General features: G+C 68.4%; 11 protein-coding genes and 4 pseudogenes. 10 read left to right on the forward strand and 5 right to left on the reverse strand.

Annotated elements, in window-relative coordinates:
- Positions 1 to 12: 12 nt before the first annotated feature.
- Complete coding sequence (locus tag QM699_RS14960; protein ID WP_415011878.1) at positions 13 to 2,514, reverse strand: DUF4082 domain-containing protein; 2,502 nt, start codon at positions 2,512 to 2,514, stop codon at positions 13 to 15.
- 594 nt (positions 2,515 to 3,108) lie between these two features.
- Here QM699_RS14960 and QM699_RS14965 point away from each other — a divergent pair.
- The 10 genes and pseudogenes from QM699_RS14965 to QM699_RS15010 form a co-directional block, all read left to right on the forward strand.
- Positions 3,109 to 3,441 (forward strand): annotated as a pseudogene (locus QM699_RS14965) (hypothetical protein); the annotation flags it as partial.
- Between the two features lie 336 nt (positions 3,442 to 3,777).
- Positions 3,778 to 4,578, forward strand: a complete 801-nt coding sequence (locus tag QM699_RS14970; RefSeq protein ID WP_415012766.1) for an RNA methyltransferase — start codon at positions 3,778 to 3,780, stop codon at positions 4,576 to 4,578.
- Between the two features lie 57 nt (positions 4,579 to 4,635).
- Positions 4,636 to 5,772, forward strand: coding sequence for a heme A synthase (gene ctaA / locus QM699_RS14975; RefSeq protein ID WP_415011879.1), 1,137 nt, complete (start codon positions 4,636 to 4,638; stop codon positions 5,770 to 5,772).
- 204 nt (positions 5,773 to 5,976) lie between these two features.
- Entirely contained in the window at positions 5,977 to 6,963 is a 987-nt protein-coding gene (cobS, locus tag QM699_RS14980; RefSeq protein WP_415011880.1) for a cobaltochelatase subunit CobS, read from the forward strand.
- Between the two features lie 62 nt (positions 6,964 to 7,025).
- Positions 7,026 to 7,472: a peptidoglycan-binding protein LysM gene (gene lysM, locus QM699_RS14985; RefSeq protein ID WP_415011881.1), complete on the forward strand. Its 447-nt coding sequence runs from the start codon at positions 7,026 to 7,028 to the stop codon at positions 7,470 to 7,472.
- A gap of 90 nt (positions 7,473 to 7,562) precedes the next feature.
- Positions 7,563 to 9,431, forward strand: coding sequence for a cobaltochelatase subunit CobT (cobT, locus tag QM699_RS14990; protein ID WP_415011882.1), 1,869 nt, complete (start codon positions 7,563 to 7,565; stop codon positions 9,429 to 9,431).
- 62 nt (positions 9,432 to 9,493) lie between these two features.
- The gene (locus tag QM699_RS14995; protein ID WP_415011883.1) at positions 9,494 to 9,676 is read left to right on the forward strand and encodes a PLD nuclease N-terminal domain-containing protein; all 183 of its coding nucleotides are present in this window, start codon (positions 9,494 to 9,496) and stop codon (positions 9,674 to 9,676) included.
- Positions 9,677 to 9,830: 154 nt separating this feature from the next.
- Positions 9,831 to 10,889: a putative zinc-binding metallopeptidase gene (locus tag QM699_RS15000; protein WP_415011884.1), complete on the forward strand. Its 1,059-nt coding sequence runs from the start codon at positions 9,831 to 9,833 to the stop codon at positions 10,887 to 10,889.
- A 156-nt stretch (positions 10,890 to 11,045) separates the two neighbouring features.
- Positions 11,046 to 11,858 (forward strand): annotated as a pseudogene (locus tag QM699_RS15005) (aminopeptidase P family N-terminal domain-containing protein); the annotation flags it as partial.
- A 232-nt stretch (positions 11,859 to 12,090) separates the two neighbouring features.
- Complete coding sequence (locus tag QM699_RS15010; protein WP_415012767.1) at positions 12,091 to 12,780, forward strand: M24 family metallopeptidase; 690 nt, start codon at positions 12,091 to 12,093, stop codon at positions 12,778 to 12,780.
- A 363-nt stretch (positions 12,781 to 13,143) separates the two neighbouring features.
- Here the strand turns inward: QM699_RS15010 and QM699_RS15015 are convergent.
- The 4 genes and pseudogenes from QM699_RS15015 to QM699_RS15030 all read right to left on the reverse strand — a co-directional run.
- Positions 13,144 to 13,656 (reverse strand): annotated as a pseudogene (locus QM699_RS15015) (calcium-binding protein); the annotation flags it as partial.
- A gap of 475 nt (positions 13,657 to 14,131) precedes the next feature.
- Positions 14,132 to 14,587: pseudogene (locus QM699_RS15020) on the reverse strand (right-handed parallel beta-helix repeat-containing protein); the annotation flags it as partial.
- A gap of 683 nt (positions 14,588 to 15,270) precedes the next feature.
- Entirely contained in the window at positions 15,271 to 16,920 is a 1,650-nt protein-coding gene (recN, locus tag QM699_RS15025) for a DNA repair protein RecN (protein ID WP_415011885.1), read from the reverse strand.
- Positions 16,921 to 16,933: 13 nt separating this feature from the next.
- Complete coding sequence (locus QM699_RS15030) at positions 16,934 to 17,758, reverse strand: outer membrane protein assembly factor BamD (RefSeq protein ID WP_415011886.1); 825 nt, start codon at positions 17,756 to 17,758, stop codon at positions 16,934 to 16,936.
- Positions 17,759 to 17,801 lie beyond the last annotated feature (43 nt).

Here is a 17,801-nt window from a genome sequence, read left to right on the forward strand (position 1 = left end):
GTCCCGGAGCGGTCAGAGCAGGAAGTCGGCGGCGACGAGCTTTGTCACGCCGGCCACCGCGATCGAGAAGTCGGCGATGCCGTCGCCATCCACGTCGCCGTGCAGCTCGCCGCCGGCATAGCGCAGCTCTCCCGCGTCGCCGGAGAAGGCATGGCTGCCGATCAGGTGGAAGGCCTGATCCCCGGCCCTGCCGGCGTTCGCGTCGATCTCGGAGAGGTCGATCAGGTCGCCCTCGGCGTGCGAGAAGTCCCGGATCGTGTCGACCCCGGTCCCGCCGACGGTGGCCTTGCCGAACACGAAGGTATCCGCATCGGCGCCGCCGACGAGGATGTCCTTGCCCGGGCCGCCGCGCAGCACGTCGTTGCCGCCCTCGCCGAACAGATGGTCGTTGCCGCCCGCCCCGACCAGACGGTCGTCACCGTCGCCGCCGCGCAGGATATCGGCGTTGGCGGTGCCATGGAGGGTCAGGGTGGCGTGGTCGACCGCCTCCGACGCCGCCGCGGTGGTGGAGACCGCGGTGGCCGTGGCCGTGGCCGTCGCCGAGGCCGAGGTGCTGGTCGCGGCCTTGAACACGACGTCGACCCAGTAGTTCGACGACTGGTAGGTCTGGTTCGGGAACGAGCCCGCGCCGCCGTACTTGTAGACGCCGCTCATCGCGGTCAGCGGCCCGTTGCTGAGCGAGCTGCCGAAGTAGTTGAGACTGGCGGAATACTCGCCGGTCGGCGCGTGGTAGGCGGCGACATAGGTCTGGCCGGCGGTGATCGTGACCGGCGCGGAGAGCTTCACCTCCTGCCAGCCCGAGGCGGTCTCGTTGCTGAAGGTCGCGGTGGCGAGCTTCTTGCCGCTGCTCGAGAACAGGTTCGCCGTGTGGGTGCCGTCGTTCTCCGGGCCCTTGTAGTAGCGGATGGCGGTGATCTGGCCGCTGACCGAGGCCTTGAACTTCACCCCGAGTTCGACGGCGGCCTGATCGTCGTCGGTGATGATCGACGGCTTGGCCGAGGCGCTCCACAGGCTGTAGGACGAACCTGTCGTGGTGCCGGTCGAGCTGACGATGATCGACGCCTTGCCGGTATCGGTGAGGCCGGCCGGGTCCTTCACCGTGTAGGTGAAGCTCGCGGTGCCGGTGAAGCCGGCGGTCGGCGTGAAGACCACGTTCCCGGCGCTGTTGAGCGCGACCGTGCCGTTCGCCGCGCCGCTCACCGCCGACAGCGTGAGGCTGTCGCCGTCCTGGTCGGTGTCGTTGGAGAGCAGGCTCGCCGCGGTGATCGTGACCGGCGTCCCGCGGCTGGTGGAGAAGCCGCTGTCGTCCGTCGCCACCGGCGCGTGGTTGGTGGAGCCGGTCGTGGTGCCAAGCTCGTAGGCGCCGAGATCGACCGAGCCGACGACCCGCGAGCCGCCGTCGAGGTCGACCGAAGCCAGGCCGTAGGCGCTGCTGCCCTTGTTGACGGCCGGCGAGCTGCTGGAGAGGTGGAAGTTGCCGCTGGCGGCGTCGACGAACTTCGGATCGACCCCGAGCAGGTTGCCGTTGGCCGCCGTGGGGCCGGTGTTGCCGCCGTCGGTGTTGACCGACGCCTTGCCGGCGGTGCCGTTGTACGTGAGGTTATTGATCCACTTGACGTTGCTGTTGTCGCCGTAGTCGCCGATCGCAACGTTGTTGGAATTCCGGGTCGGGTCCGCAACGGCGATGTTGTTGACCCACGTGTTGTTGTTCGAGTCCTGGTTGCTGTACTCGCCGCGCCACGTCGCCGCGTTCTGGTTGTCGAGGTTGTTGTGCCACGCCGTGTTGTTCCGGGCGGTCACGTAGTCGCTCCAGTGCACCGCGATACCCTTGCCGCCGTTGGAGTAGACGAGATTGCCCTCGACCAGCGCGCCGTAGGTGTACGCCTTGTAGCTGCTGTTCTGGGTGCTCTGGAAATCGTCGAGAATGATGCCGTTGCCGTCGCTGTGGCCGCCGGACGTCGTTACGTTGTCGTGCGAGACGTTGTTGCGGATAAACGTCCGGATACCGGAGGACGTGTCTCCGGTGATATTCCGGTTCTCGTAGACGGAAATCCCCGAATACCAGCCATCGCTGGCGTTATCGTAGGTCGTATTGCCTTCGATCGTGATGAAATCGGAATAGTTATACTGGATGCCAGAGGCGCCGGCGCCGTGAACCGTATTGTTCAGCACCTGCGTGTGATGAACGTTGTTCGCCATGATCCCATGGCTGTTCGCGCCGGTGACGTCGAACCCTTCGACCTTCACGTAGTTGGCGGCGATGTTGATGCCGTTGTTGCTGCCCGAGGCAACGATCTTGGCCCCGCCTTCGACCTCGGAGCGGATGGTGATGTAGCCGCTGGCGCTGCCGCTCTTCTGGATGGTCATGGTCTCGTTGTAGGTGCCGGACCGTACAACCACCTCGTCACCGGCCTTCAGCGAGGCCGACATCGCCTTGTTCAGCGTCTTCCAAGGTGCGCTGGAGCTTCCCGCCGCGTTGTCGCTGCCAGTCGTCGCAACGTAATACGTGGTCATTGTTCTCTCCGTTCCCTCTAGTTACGCATAAGTACGTTGACGTACTTAATGCACAACTTAATCGTTGCCTTCTGGGCAACACTTGAACTGCGCCGGAAGCGGGATGCTACCGACCTGATTCCTTTCCTGGATCGCGCAAAGAGACAGCGCGCCCGGATCGCGGCCCGCGGGGGTCGCAACCGGCAGCCTTCGGCCACTTCTTCAGTGCCCCTCGCGGTCGCGCCTGCGGGATGACATCCCGATTGACGCAACTGTCCCTTAACAAACCGTCGCCGGTTTAAGAGCGGGGCGCGACGACTGGTTTAAAATGCGCCATAGACTGCCACAAGCGGACGGATGATGATTTAATCCTTCAAGCGGATTCATGCCGGTTCGCACGATCAAGCGATCGTATACCTACAGAATCCGCTCGATATACACGCAAAGCGAGCATGAGTGCTGCGCGGAAGCCGCAACGACACCCCACCTGCGGCCTCTAGGACACGGCCCGGCCTCCCTGCCTCGCCGTCGCGCCCTTGGCTGCCGCCCTGGCAAGCCCGGCGTATTGGATTGAAATCACTGTAGATCTCGCATTTGTGATGAGGGAGCGGCGCATTGTTCGGCCTCAACCCGTCCGTCAATCGGTTCCGGGCACAGAGGGGCAAGATACTCCGATCGCAGATTCTTGAAACCGCACGCGTTCTGGGCCGTGAGATCGAGGTTCTCGACGTCGGCGGCCGCGCCGAATACTGGGCAAATGTCGGCATCGAGGGCATTTCCCGGATCATCATCGTCAATACGTCGGAAGGCGAGTTTTCCGGAGAGGCCGCCCCCAACGGGCTGCCGCAGGACCTGTTCGAACATCGCACCGGCGACGCGCGCCGGCTCGTCGACTTCGCCGGCGCCTCGGTCGATCTCGTCCATCCCAACGCCGTGATCGAGCACGTCGGCGAATGGCCCGACATCGAAGCGATGGCACGAGAGGTCCGGCGCGTCGGGCGGACCGGCTGGATCCGAGACTCCGGCCCTGGAGTTTCCCGTCGAACCGCACTTCCACCTGCCGATCGTGCATTGGCTCGGACGGCCGCTCCAGGCCGCGGCGCTCCGGGTTTCGCCGTTGGCCGCCTATCGCCAGTGCAGCGCTCAGGAACGCCGCGACGTGGCGGCCCTGTTTCGGGGGTGCGAGATCTATACCGAGAAGCTTGTCGTTCCCAAGAGCTACGTCGCCCGCTGGCGCATTGCCGCCTGACGGGCCGGAGGTCCGCCCGCCTTGCCCCGCCGGCCATGCCGGCGTATCACCCCGCCGCCGCGATCAGGAGGGGATCAGTGACGAGCGACGCAGACCCTGACGAATCCGCGCAGCCCGCATTCATCCTCGTCGGCCCGCAGATGGGCGAGAACATCGGTGCCGCGGCGCGGGCGATGTGGAATTTCGGCCTCGACCGGATGCGTCTGGTCGCGCCGCGCGATGGCTGGCCGAATCCCCGGGCCGAGGCGATGGCGAGCGGGGCGACCTGCGTGCTCGACCGGGTGAGCGTGGCCGCGAGCACGGCGGAAGCCTGCGCCGACCTGACCCGGGTCTATGCCACCACCGCGCGCGACCGGGCGATGACCAAGCAGGTGATGAGCCCGGAGGCAGCCATGGCCGAGGCCCGCGCGCTCGCGGCCGCCGGCGAGCGGGTCGGCATCCTGTTCGGGCCGGAGCGGGCCGGGCTCGAGAATGCCGACGTGGTTCGGGCCAATGCGGTGATCTCGGTGCCGACCAATCCGGCCTACAGCTCGCTGAACCTCGCCCAGTGCGTGCTGCTCGTCGCCTACGAGTGGCAGCGGTCGGCGGGCGTGCCCGTGCCGGAGCACCGGCTGGCCGGCGCGCGCGGCGCGACAGGCGTCGAGGTGGACCGGCTGCTGGAGCATCTGGTCGAGCGCCTCGACACGGTCGGCTTCTTCTATCCCGAGGAGAAGCGGCCGAGCATGGTGGCGAACCTCGACAACCTGCTGCGCCGGGCACCGCTGACGGACATCGACGTCCGCACGCTGCACGGCGTCGTCCGGGCGCTGGCCGAGAAGGTCCGCGGCCGCAAGTAATCCCGCTTGCCGGCCCGGCGCCCGGCGCCTACATCGCGACCGAAACCGGAGGCGCGCATGGCCAAATCCCGCAGCATCTTCGAGGACGTGGGCGCGCAGGGCCCGACGCCGCCCGCCGCGGTCAGGCCGGCGGCGCCAACCTATCCCCGGCGCGCCATCGCCGTCTGGCTGTCGATCCTGTTCGCGCTGCTGGTCGCGATGATCGCGGTCGGCGGGCTGACGCGGCTCACCGACTCGGGCCTGTCGATCACCGAATGGAACCCGGTCTCGGGCGCGCTGCCGCCGACGGACGCCGCGGCGTGGCAGGCGGAGTTCGACAAGTACAAGGCCAGCCCGCAGTATGCCGAGCTGAACGAGGGGATGACGATCGAGGCGTTCAAGTCGATCTACTGGTGGGAGTGGGGCCACCGGCAGCTCGGCCGCGCGATCGGCGCCGTCTGGGCGGCGGGCTTCCTGTGGTTCCTCGCGCGGCGGCAGATCCCGCCGGGCTGGACACCCCGCCTGCTCGGCCTCGGCGTGCTCGGCGGCATTCAGGGCGCGATCGGCTGGTGGATGGTCAGCTCCGGGTTGCAGACCGGCATGTGGAGCGTCGCCTCCTACCGTCTGGCGGTGCATCTCGGCATCGCGTTCGTGATCCTCGGGCTGATCGCGTGGTATGTCCTGCGCCTCGGCCGGCCCGAGGCCGAGCTGCTGCAGGCCCGCCGCCAGCGCAATGAGGGGCTGATGCGCTGGGGCACGGTGCTGGTGGCGCTGGTCTTCGTCCAGGTCGTGCTCGGCGCGCTGGTCGCCGGCATCGACGCCGGCCGAAACTATACCGACTGGCCGCTGATGGGGGGCGAGCTGTTCCCCTCCACCGCCTTCAACCTGACGCCGGCCTGGTCGAACTTCCTCGACAACCCCGGCCTCGTGCAGTTCAACCACCGGCTCGTCGCCTACCTGCTGGTGATCGTCGGCCTGCTCGCGTTCCTGCGCAGCCGGTCGAGCTCGATGGTGGCGATGCGCGGCGCCTTCGCCGCGATGCTGGCGATGCTGGCGGTGCAGGTGGCGCTCGGCATTGCCACGGTGATGCACGCGGCACCGCTGTCGCTGTCGATCCTGCACCAGCTCGGCGCCGTGGCGCTGTTCACCCTGGTCATCCGCGCCCGCTTCGCCGCCCTCTACCCCCGGGCGCAGAAGATCGCGCGGGGGCGGTAGAGCGCTGGACGGCCGCGGCTGAAGGCCTAAAGACAAGAGACAGCGCGGCGACGGGTCGAACCGTCTCCGGGCCTCCCGGAATTGACCGCAATAGAGAAGCGCAGGCCGGAGGGCTCCCGATCTGCCTGCGCCTTGCATCGGCCTCGCAATTGCGACAAAACGCGGGCCGATGGGGTGCGAGGGCGCGTTCCGGGAGGGACTGGCATGGCTGACGGTGGACTGGACAGGGACGCGCAACCGACGGTCGATATCGACGTGCGCGAGACGTTCGGGATCGACGTCGACCTGACGGTCAAGGGCTTTGCCGAGCCGAGCGATCGCGTGCCCGACCGCGACCCGACCTACCAGTTCGACCGGGACACCACGCTGGCGATCCTCGCGGGCTTTGCCCACAACCGGCGGGTGATGATCCAGGGCTATCACGGCACTGGCAAGTCGACCCATATCGAGCAGGTGGCGGCGCGGCTCAACTGGCCCTGCGTCCGGGTCAACCTCGACAGCCACATCAGCCGGATCGACCTGATCGGCAAGGATGCGATCAAGCTGCGCGACGGGATGCAGGTGACGGAATTCCAGGAGGGCATCCTGCCCTGGGCGCTGCGCAACCCGGTGGCGATCTGCTTCGACGAGTACGACGCCGGCCGGCCGGACGTGATGTTCGTGATCCAGCGGGTTCTGGAGGTCGACGGCAAGCTGACGCTGCTCGACCAGAACAAGGTGATCCGGCCGCATCCGTACTTCCGCCTGTTCGCCACCGCGAACACGGTCGGTCTCGGCGACACCACCGGGCTCTACCACGGCACGCAGCAGATCAATCAGGGCCAGATGGACCGCTGGTCCATGGTGGTGACGCTGAACTATCTCGGCCACGACAACGAACAGGCGATCGTGCTGGCCAAGTATCCGTCCTACGACACCGCCGAGGGCCGCAAGACCGTGAGCCGCATGGTGACGGTCGCCGACCTGTCGCGGGCCGCGTTCATGAACGGCGATCTCTCCACCGTCATGTCGCCGCGCACCGTTCTCGCCTGGGCCGAGAACGCACGGATCTTCGGCGACGTGGGCTTCGCGTTCCGGCTGACGTTCCTCAACAAGTGCGACGAGCTGGAGCGGCAGACGGTGGCGGAGTTCTACCAGCGCTGCTTCGACAAGGAACTGCCCGAGAGCGCGGTGAGCGTCAGCCTCGGCTGACGCGGCCTTGAACTTCCCGACTGGTTCGGCGTTCCTCTCCTGACCGACAGCAGGAGAAAACCATGGGACTCTGGGATTTCGTCAAGAGCGCCGGCAAGGCGCTCGGGATCGGCGAGGCGGAGGCGAAGGAGCCGACGCCCCCCACCCCCGACGCGCTCAAGAAGGAGATCGAGGATCTCGGCCTCAAGGCGGACGGGCTGAACGTCACTGTCGAGGGCGATACGGTGAAGGTCTCCGGCCGCGCCGCGACGCAGGAGGAGCGGGAGAAGATCATCCTCGCCACCGGCAATGTCGCGGGCGTGGCCAAGGTCGAGGATTCGATCGAGGCGCCGGATGCGGCGGAGCCGGTGTTCCATACGGTGGTCAAGGGCGACACGCTCTGGAAGATCTCCGAGAAGACCCTTGGGAGCGGTGCGCGCTACAAGGAGATCTTCGAGGCGAACAAGCCGATGCTGAAGGATCCCGACAAGATCTATCCCGGCCAGGTGCTGCGCATTCCGGCAAAGTGACGGCCCCCGGGCCCGCCACGCTGCCATCGGCGCATCGTTGCTCCGGCCGGGGACTTGCCTTGGCCGGGGCCGCATGATTTCTCCGGACGCATGAGCAAGCCGAGCGACAATCCCGCCGATCCGTTCAAGAAGGCGTTGGCCGAGGCGACCCGCGCGATGGCGGGCGAGCGCGAGCTGACCGTGGCGTTCTCGGTCGACCCGCCGGGGTATTCCTCCGGCAACGTGCGGCTGCCGCAGATCACCCGGCGGATGACGCGCGACGAGGTGCTGCTGGCGCGCGGCACCGCCGACGCCATCGCGCTGCGCCTGCGCTATCACGACAACACCACCCACCGCCGGTATGCGCCACAGGGCGAGACGGCGGCAGCGCTGTTCGAAGCGATGGAGACCGCCCGCTGCGAGGCGATGGGCGCGCGGGCCATGCCGGGCACGGCGGGCAACATCGACGCCAAGATCGCCGAGGAGGCACGGCGCCTCGGCTATGCCGAGATCACCGACCCCAAGCAGGCGCCGCTGTCGCAGGCGGCGGGCTATCTCGTGCGGGCACTTGCGACGGGGCGCTCCCTGCCCAAGGGCGCCGAGAACGTGATGCAGCTGTGGCGCGACCGCCTCGATGCACAGGCGGGCTCGACGTTCGCCGGCCTCGAATCGGTGCTCGACGACCAGCAGGCTTTCGCGCGCTTCGCCCGGCAGGTGATCGACGACCTCGGCTATGGCGCGGAGCTGGGCGAGGACCCCGACCTCGACGAAGACGAGGAGCGGGACGAGGGCGACGACGCCGCCGAACAGGAGCAGCAGCAGGGCGGCGACGCGGAGAGCGACGACGAGGAGGACAGCTCCGCCGAGGACACCCCCTCCGACAAGCGGGACGAGCAGCAGGAGCTGGCCGCGGCGCTCGACCAGTCCGACGACGCGGACATGGCTGAGGAAATGGAGGTCGAGGACAGCGAGGCGCCGGACATGCGCCCGCCGCCGCCGCATTCCGACGCCGATCCCGGCTACAAGGTCTACACCACGCGCTTTGACGAGGAGATCGCCGCCGAGGATCTGGCCGACGCACAGGAGCTCGACCGGCTGCGCGCCTATCTCGACCAGCAGCTCGAGCCGCTGAAGGGCGCGGTGTCGCGCCTCGCCAACCGGCTGCAGCGCCGGTTGCAGGCGCAGCAGAGCCGCGCGTGGGACTTCGATCTCGAGGAGGGCACGCTCGACGCCGGCCGCCTCGCCCGCGTGGTGGCGAACCCGATGACGCCGCTCAGCTTCAAGATGGAGCGTGACACGGATTTCCGCGACACGGTGGTGACGCTGCTGCTCGACAACTCCGGCTCGATGCGCGGGCGGCCGATCTCGATCGCCGCGATCTCGGCGGACGTGCTGGCGCGCACGCTGGAGCGCTGCCAGGTGAAGGTCGAGATCCTCGGCTTCACCACCCGCGCGTGGAAGGGCGGCCAGAGCCGCGAGAGCTGGCTCGCCGCGCAGCGGCCGGCGGCACCGGGGCGGCTCAACGACCTGCGGCATATCGTCTACAAGTCGGCGGATGCCCCGTGGCGGCGGGCCCGGCCGAACCTCGGCCTGATGATGAAGGAAGGGCTGCTCAAGGAGAACATCGACGGCGAGGCGCTGGAGTGGGCGCACCGCCGCCTACTCGCGCGGCCCGAGGCGCGGCGGGTGCTGATGGTGATCTCCGACGGGGCGCCGGTCGACGATTCAACCCTGTCGGTCAATCCGGCGAACTATCTCGAGAAGCACCTGCGCGACGTCATCGCCATGATCGAGCGGCGCCGGCTGGCGGAGCTGATCGCCATCGGCATTGGCCACGACGTCACGCGGTACTACTCGCGCGCGGTGACGATCACCGACGTGGAGCAGCTGGCCGGGGCAATGACGGAACAGCTCGCCGCGCTCTTCGACAACGATCCGATCCGGCAGGGTCGCAGCGCGCGCGGACGCCGGCGCGCGTAGGGCGGGAGCCTGATGGAACCGGATGGAACCTCGCGCATTTGCTGCCGGGACAGGAGGATAGCATGATCTCTGGAATCGGCCTTGGCGGCCTCATTCTGCTCGCACTCGACATCTGGGCGCTGATTTCGGTCATCGGCTCCAACGCCGGCACCGGCTCGAAGGTGATCTGGGTGCTCGCCATCCTGTTCCTGCCGCTGGTGGGCTTCATCGCCTGGCTGATCTTCGGGCCGCGCGCCGCCCGCTAGCGAGGACTGCGGCGCGGAAATATTTGTGCGCCGCACAGTGCAGCCCTTTCCGCCTCCGCACGTTTCGCTCACGGGCCGACCGGCCCCCCGCCATACCGCCGCGTCCGTCGCTCGCCACCGGAGCGTCCGGCCCCGGCTCAGATTCGGAGCGACCATGCGAATTTCCACCTGCCAGAACTGCGGGCAGCTGCTGCACTTCGAGAACTCGGTCTGCATGCGCTGCGGCAGCTCGCTCGGCCTGATCCCCGAGACGCTCGAGCTGACCGCGCTCACCAACGAGGACGGCGCCTGGCGCGCCATGGCCGACAACCGGCTGTGGCGCTACTGCGACAACTGGGCCCTCGGCGCCTGCAACTGGCTGGTGCCGGCGGACGGCGAGACGCTCTATTGCCCGTCGTGCAGCCTCAATCGCACCATCCCCGACATCTCGAATCCCGCCCACGCCGAGCAGTGGCGCGACATCGAGGTGGCGAAGCGCCGGCTGGTCTACGCCCTGAAACGCTTCGGCCTGCCGATCCCGAGCCGCGCAGAGGGCGCACCGAACGGCCTTGCCTTCGACTTCCTCGCCGATTCCGATCCGAGCGCCCCGGTGCTGACCGGCCATGACGAAGGGCTCATCACGCTCAACATCGCCGAAGCGGATTCGGCCGAGCGCGAGAAGCGCCGGGTCGAGCTGGGCGAGCCGTACCGCACGCTGCTCGGCCACATGCGCCACGAGATCGGGCATTTCTACTGGGACCTGCTGGTGCGCGACGGCGGCCGGATCGACGCGTCCCGCGCGGTCTTCGGCGACGAGAGCCTCGACTACCAGCAGGCACTGCAGACCCACTACCAGAACGGCGCGCCGGACAACTGGCAGGAGAGCTTCATCAGCTCCTACGCCACGATGCACCCGTGGGAGGACTTTGCCGAGACCTGGACGCACTACCTGCACATCGTCGACACCCTCGACACCGCCGAGAGCTTCGGCGTCGCGATCGAGCCCGACGTGAGCGACGATCCCGATACCGTGGTCGAGGTGAAGTTCGACCCTTACCGCACGCGCAACTTCGACAAGCTGATCGACGCGTGGTTGCCGCTGTCGGTGGCTCTGAACAGCCTCAACCGCAGCATGGGCCAGCCCGACCTCTATCCCTTCGCGCTGACCCCGCCGGTGATCGAGAAGCTGCGCTTCATCCACCAGCTGATCCGGGGGGGCAAGCTGGCGGGCTGAGCCGGGAGCAGGCATCGCTCCATTGACCAGCGGCCTCGGCGGTCGGTAACACCGGAGCAAGACGACAGCCGAAGGACGCCTCTCATGCTGCAGGATTTCGCGCGGCGCACCACGCCCGAAACGGGGGCCGCGCGGGTCGCGGCCCTTCGCGATGCCATGGCGGCGGCGGGGGTCGACGCCTTTCTCGTCCCCCGCGCCGACGCGCACCAGGGCGAGAACGTGGCGCCGCGCGACGAGCGGCTGGCGTGGCTGACCGGGTTCACCGGCTCCGCCGGCTTTGCCATCGTCACCCGCGACCGCGCCGTGGTGTTCGTGGACGGGCGCTATCGCCTGCAGGTGGGGGGGCAGGTCGACACGGGCGTGTTCGAGACCCGGCGCATCCCGGAGGATACCGCCGCCGACTGGTTGGCCGAGGCCCTGCCGCAGGGTGGGCGCGTCGGCTATGACCCGTGGTTGCACACCGCGCGCGAGATCACCGAGCTGGGCGAAAAGCTCGGGCCGCGACAACTCGGCCTCGCCGCGATCGCGAACCTCGTCGACGCGGTTTGGCACGACCAGCCGGCGCCGCCCGCCCGGCCGATCGTCGCGCAGCCGGAGGCGCTCGCCGGCCGCACCTCGGCCGACAAGCGCGGCAGCATCGCGCACGATCTCGCCGCACGCGACCTCGCCGCAGCGGTCCTGACCCTGCCGGACTCGATCGCCTGGCTGCTCAACGTCCGGGGCAGCGACATCGCGCGAACGCCGGTGCCGCTCGCCTTCGCCATCCTGCACGCCGACGCCGCCGTGGACCTGTTCACCGCGCCGGAAAAGCTCGGGCCGGAGGTGCGCGCCGCCCTGGGCCCGGAGGTGCGTGTCGCGCCGGAGCCCGACTTCGGCGCGGCGCTCGACCGGCTGCGCGGCCGGGTGGCCGTCGATCCCGCGACCGCTCCGGTCTGGGTGATCGACCGGCTCGATGCCGCGGGGCAGGCCGAAGCGGTGCGCGAGCGCGACCCCTGCATCCTGCCCAAGGCTCAGAAGACCGATGCCGAGCTGGCCGGCACCCGCGCGGCGCACCTGCGCGATGGCGCCGCCTTCGCGCAGTTTCTCGCCTGGCTGGCGCTGACCGCGCCCGAGGGCGGCCTGACCGAGATCGACGTGGTGCGCCGGCTCGAGGAAGATCCGCGCCGCGACCGGCGCCCTGCGGGACATCTCGTTCGAAACGATCTGCGGCGCCGGGCCGAACGGCGCGATCGTGCATTACCGCGTCACCGAGGCGTCGAACCGCGTCGTCGCGCCGGGCGAGCTTCTGCTCGTCGACTCCGGCGGGCAGTATCTCGACGGCACCACCGACATCACCCGCACCGTCGCCGTCGGCCCGGTGCCGGCCGAGGCGATCCGCCCGTTTACCCTGGTGCTGAAGGGCGTCATCGCCATGAGCCGCGCCCGCTGGCCGCAGGGGCTGGCCGGCCGTGACATCGACGCGATCGCCCGCGCGCCCCTCTGGCAGGCCGGGCTCGACTACGACCACGGCACCGGCCACGGCGTCGGGGCGTATCTCGGCGTCCACGAAGGCCCGCAGAACCTGTCCCGCCGCGGAATCGAGCCGCTGCTGCCCGGCATGATCCTGTCGGTGGAGCCCGGATACTACCGCGACGGCGCGTTCGGCATCCGCACGGAAAACCTCGTCATCGTGCGCCCGCCAGAAACGCCGGAGGGAGGCGAGCGGCCGATGCTGGGCTTCGAGACGCTGACGCTGGCGCCGATCGACCGGCGCCTCGTCGACGCGCGGCTGCTCGACGCGCGAGAGCGCGCCTGGCTCGATGCCTATCACGCCCGGGTGCTGACGGCGCTGTCGCCGCTCGTCGACACGGAAACGGCGCGCTGGCTGGCTGGAGCCTGCGCGCCGCTCTAGGAGTGCGCCGCCACTCGTGGCGGAGCCGTGGGTCAGAGGATGAAGTCGACGGCCTTCAGGGCGTGGTCGTTCGTGATGTCGATGGCGAAATCGGCAATCTTGTCGCCGTTGGTGTCGCCGTAGATGTGCCCGTGCGCATAGCGCAGCTCGCCCGCATCGCCGGAGAACGCCTTGGCCCCGAGGTATGAGAAGGCCTGATCGCCCTTGACGCCGATATCGGCGTCGATGTCGCTGAGGTCGATCTTGTCGCCCTGCGCGTGGGAGAAACCGCGGATTCTGATCGCCCGCCGCTTCCGCCGCCGTCTTGAACAGGAAGGTGTCGCCGCCGGCGCCGCCGACGAGGATGTCCTTGCCCGCCCCACCGTGCAGGATGTCGGCACCCGCGCCGCCGTTGAGCTTGTCGGCTCCGGCACCGCCATGGAGCACGTCCTTGCCGGCGCCGCCGTTCAGGGTGTCGTTGCCACCAAGGCCGCTCAGGGTGTCGGCGCCGCTGGTGCCGGTCAGGACGTCGGCCTTCTCGGTGCCGGTCTTGCTCACCGTCGTGTCGCTCGACGCGTCTGCCGTCGAGGTGCTGGCCGACGTGCTGACATCGGCCGAGGCCGAGGCCGAGGTCGAGGTGCTCGACTTGGCCGTGGTGCCGTTCGCCTCGTAGGCGCCGATGTCGATCGCCCCGACCCGGGTGCCGCTGTCGAGGCTGACCGCGTAGTAGCCGTAGGCCTTGGTGCCTGCGTCGATCGCCGGCGAGCCGCTCGACAGCTCGAAATTGCTGGGCGCCGAAATGAAGTTCGGATTTACCCCGAGCAGGTTGCCATCGGACGCCTTGAGCGTTGCGTTCGACCCGGTCGTGCGCACCGAGTTCATCTCCTGACGTACCATTGTACGTCAGATTGTTCTTCCAGATGTTGTCGGAGTTCGTGTAACCGCTGAACGACGTATTGTCGATCGCCGTATTGTACCCGCTGATATCGGGATCCGTCACGGCGATATTGTTGACCCAGGTGTTGTGGCTCGAGTTCATGTTGCTGAGCTCGCCGTGCCACGTGCCGGTCTTCTTGGAGTCGACGTTGTTCTGCCACGCCGTGTTGTTACGCACCGTCACATAGTCGGTCCACGCGATCTGGATGCCCTTGCCGCCGTTGCTGTAGACCAGATTGTTTTCGACCAGCGACGCGTAGAGGTAGGGCGTGCCGTTCTTGGTGCCGCGGAAGTCATCGAGGATGATGCCGTTGCCGTCGCTGTGCGGCCCGGTCTTCGTCACGTTATCATACGAGATATTGCCGCGGACGATGATGCGGAAGCCCTTCGACGAGTGATCGCCCGTCACGTTCTCCGGGTGGAACACCGAGATGCCCGAGTAGAACCCGGCGCTGGCATTGTCGTGGGTGACGTTGCCCTCGATCGTGACGAACTCAGAGCGATTGACCGAAATGCCGTGCCGCTGGTTGTCGTGGACATTGTTGTCGGTGATTTCGACGTGATGCACGAGGTTCGCGGTGATGCCCGCCGCCTTGGCATTCGAGACGTCAAAGCCGTCCAGCTTCACATAGTCGCCCTGAATGTGGACGCCGTAGCTATCGGTCGCGACGATCTTTGCCGCGCCCGGCTTTTCAGACTTGATCGTGATGTAGTCGCCGGCATTGCCGCTCTTACTGATCCGAACCGACTCGTGGTATGTGCCCGCCCGAACGATCACTTCATCGCCTGGTTTCAGATTTGCCTGCATCGCCTTCGAGATAGTCTTCCAGGGCGACGACGAGCTGCCATTACCAGAGTTGCTACCACTGGTAGCCACATAGTACGTAGTCATTACACATGTCCCTTTAGTCTTCTCGGGGCGTTTCCGAGCAGGGAGGCCGACCTTCAGACGGATCGGAGATTATTCCCAAACAACACGCCACAAACGTGGCGCGCCGAGATTCTCGAAGCCCGCTTATTTGTCCGGCACCCGCCCCTTGCTACTTGCACGCGGTGTGAGCACCAGAACCAGCACTGGGCAATTCTGTATTGGCCAGAGGCTTGTGCCTCAAGCACTAGATCGCCGCGTCAAGGAATTGAGCGAAAACCCGCCGTTTTGGTGAGATTGGAACCCTGCGGGAACCGTTGGTGGTGGCAATTCGATGGCCGCTCTCGGGTGACGACAACGCCGGGGCGCGCGCCTTCCGGTCTGCCGCGATGGCCGAACGTCGGATGCCTGCCGTCGCCCCGGTTTCTCGGTGCGGATCAGTTCGTTGCCGGCGCAGGGTGATGCTGCCACGCGGCCTGCGCGCGTGCGGCTGCGCGGCAGACGGGCGCAGCCTTCGGGGTCCGGGACGGGCCGTTTCAACCGCGCCGCGATCACGCGCGACCCGACTGTCCGTCCAGCGGCCGTGCGCCGGCCACAGCGGCCAATCGTTACCAGGGAAGCGGTGGAACGTTCGATCTGGGGGTGAGCCCGCGCCAGAATCGATCCCGTCGTGGTTGATCCAATCGCGAATCTCGCGTCGCGGAGGACTATCCGGCGAGCAGGGACCGGGCCGCCGCCCGGGCTTCTTCGGTGATCGTATCGCCCGCAAGCATCCGGGCGATCTCCTCCACCCGGGCGTCGGCGCCCAGTCCGGCGATGCGGCTCCGGGTGGTTCCACCGGCAACGGTCTTGCCGACCTGCCAGTGGTGCGCGCCGCGCGCCGCCACCTGCGGCGAGTGGGTGACGACGAGCACCTGCGCCTCGCGACCGAGCGCCTGCAGCCGGCGGCCCACCGCGTCGGCCGTGGCACCACCGACGCCGCGGTCGATCTCGTCGAAGATGAGCGTGAGCCCCGGCGCCCGGGCGCTGAGGCAGACCTTCAGCGCCAGCAGGAAGCGCGACAGCTCGCCGCCCGAGGCGATGCGGTCGAGCGGGCCCGCGGGGGCCCCGGGGTTCGTCGCGACGGTGAAGCGCACGCGGTCCGACCCGTCCGGCCCCGGCTCGGCGGCCTCGACCTCGGTCGCGAAGACCGCCCGGTCAAGCTTGAGCGGCTTCAGCTCGACCGCCATCGCCGCATCCAGTCGTGCAGCGGCCGCGCGTCGCGTCGCCGCCAGCCGGTCCGCCGCCACGTCATAGGCCGCGCCGGCGGTGGCGAGCGCCGCCTCGAGACGGCCGAGCCCCTCCTCGCCGGCATCGAGCGACCGAAGCCGTGCCGCGAAGTCCTCGGCCAGCGCCGGCAGGTCGTCCGCACCCACCTGATACTTGCGCGCGAGGCCGCGGATCGCGAAAAGCCGCTCCTCCACCCGCTCCAGCTCGCCGGGCTCGCCCGCGACATCGGCGAGGAACCGCTCGACCGCGCCTGCGGCATCGCCGATCTCGGCCAGCGCCCGGCCGATGGCGTCGAGCGCCGGATCGAGCGCGCCCTCCGCCTCGCCCGCCACCGCCTCGAGCCAGCGCAGCGCCTGCAGGAGCGGCCCCTCGGCCCCATCCGGCCCGAGTGCCTGCCCGGCGCGACCGACATCCTCGCGGATCCGCTCGGCAGCGCGCAGGCCGCGCCGCCGCGCATCGAGCGCCGGCTCCTCGCCCGGCTCCGCCGCCAGCTCGCCAAGCTCGCGCGCCGCGTGTGTCACGAAGTCGCGGTCCCGCGCCGCGGCGGCAAGCCGCTCCCGCGCCTCGTCGAGCGCCGCGGCGGCGGCCGCCCGCGCGGCCCACGCCGAGCGCACCGCCGCGAGCCCGCCCTCGTCAGCGGCGAAGGCGTCGAGCAGCGCCCGGTGCCCGCGCGCGTCGAGCAGCCCGCGGTCGTCCTGCTGCCCGTGCAGTTCGACCAGCGTGTCGGACAGCGCCCGCAGCGTCTCGGCCGTTGCGCGCCGGTCGTTCACCCAGGCCTGCCGCCGCCCGTCCGCGCCGACGGTCCGTCGCAGGATCAGCTCCGGCCCCACCGCCAGCCCGGCAGCTTCGAGCACGGCGAGCGCCGGGTGGTCGTCAGGCAGGGAAAACTCCGCGATCACCTCGCCCTGCGCCGCGCCGCGTCGCGCTTCGCCGCCGCGACCGCGCCAGCCCAGCACGAAGCCGAGGCAATCGAGCAGGATCGACTTGCCCGCCCCCGTCTCGCCGGTCAGCACGTTGAGCCCGGGCCGGAAGTCGAGGTCGGCGGCCTCGATCAGCACCATGTCCCGGATCGAGAGCGCCCGCAGCATCAGCGACCGCCGCTCAGCGCCACTTGCCCTGCACCACCTGGCGGTACGTCTGGTTCAGCCAGCTGTCGCCGACGTTGTCGGGCTGCACCCCGTGGCCGGTGAGCAGAGAATAGGCGTCCTGATACCAGCTCGTCCCCTGGAAATTGTATCCAAGGATCGCCGCCGCCGTCTGCGCCTCGTGCACCAGGCCGAGCGAGAGATACGCCTCGACCAGGCGATAGAGCGCCTCCGGCGTCTGCGTCGTGGTCTGGTAGTCCTCGACGACGACGCGGAAGCGGTTGATCGCCGCCGTGTAGTAGCCGCGGGACAGGTAGTAGCGCCCGATCTCCATCTCCTTGCCGGCCAGATGGTCGAGCGCCAGCTCGAACTTCATCTGCGCCGACTTGGCATATTCGCTGTCGGGATAGCGCTCGATGATATCGCGCATCTCCTGCAGCGCCTCGAAGGCGTTCGACTGATCGCGGCCGATGTCGACGATCTGGTCGTAATAGCTGAGCGCGATGAGGAACTGCGCGTACGGCGCATCCACGTCAGCCGGATAGAATTCGAGATAGCGCTGCGCCGCCGCCCGGCTGTCGGCGTATTTCGAGGCCTCGTGGTACGCGAATGCCGACATCAGCATCGCGCGCTTCGACCATTCGGAATAGGGATAGAGCCGCTCCACCTCGGAGAACTGGTCCCCCGCCTTCTTGGCGTCGCCATCGTCGAGCATCTTCTCGGCGCCGAGATAGATTTCCTGCGCGGTGCGCGACTCGATTGGCGGCTCGCGCGTCCCGAACCCGAGGGATCCAAGACCGGATCCGAGGGATCCATTGCCGCAAGCCGTCAGCGCGAGCATGGCGGCAAGTGCCCATCCTCGACCTGCCAAGCCTGCTACTCCC

Source organism: Amaricoccus sp. (assembly GCF_047602525.1).
Taxonomy (GTDB): Bacteria; Pseudomonadota; Alphaproteobacteria; order Rhodobacterales; family Rhodobacteraceae; genus Amaricoccus.

Coding starts and splice junctions, on each gene's coding strand:
- QM699_RS14960 (WP_415011878.1), bottom strand. CDS start 2,514: ATGACCACGTATTACGTTGCGACGACTGGCAGCGACAACGCGGCGGGA.
- QM699_RS14970 (WP_415012766.1), top strand. CDS start 3,778: ATGCCGGCGTATCACCCCGCCGCCGCGATCAGGAGGGGATCAGTGACG.
- ctaA (WP_415011879.1), top strand. CDS start 4,636: ATGGCCAAATCCCGCAGCATCTTCGAGGACGTGGGCGCGCAGGGCCCG.
- cobS (WP_415011880.1), top strand. CDS start 5,977: ATGGCTGACGGTGGACTGGACAGGGACGCGCAACCGACGGTCGATATC.
- lysM (WP_415011881.1), top strand. CDS start 7,026: ATGGGACTCTGGGATTTCGTCAAGAGCGCCGGCAAGGCGCTCGGGATC.
- cobT (WP_415011882.1), top strand. CDS start 7,563: ATGAGCAAGCCGAGCGACAATCCCGCCGATCCGTTCAAGAAGGCGTTG.
- QM699_RS14995 (WP_415011883.1), top strand. CDS start 9,494: ATGATCTCTGGAATCGGCCTTGGCGGCCTCATTCTGCTCGCACTCGAC.
- QM699_RS15000 (WP_415011884.1), top strand. CDS start 9,831: ATGCGAATTTCCACCTGCCAGAACTGCGGGCAGCTGCTGCACTTCGAG.
- recN (WP_415011885.1), bottom strand. CDS start 16,920: ATGCTGCGGGCGCTCTCGATCCGGGACATGGTGCTGATCGAGGCCGCC.
- QM699_RS15030 (WP_415011886.1), bottom strand. CDS start 17,758: ATGCTCGCGCTGACGGCTTGCGGCAATGGATCCCTCGGATCCGGTCTT.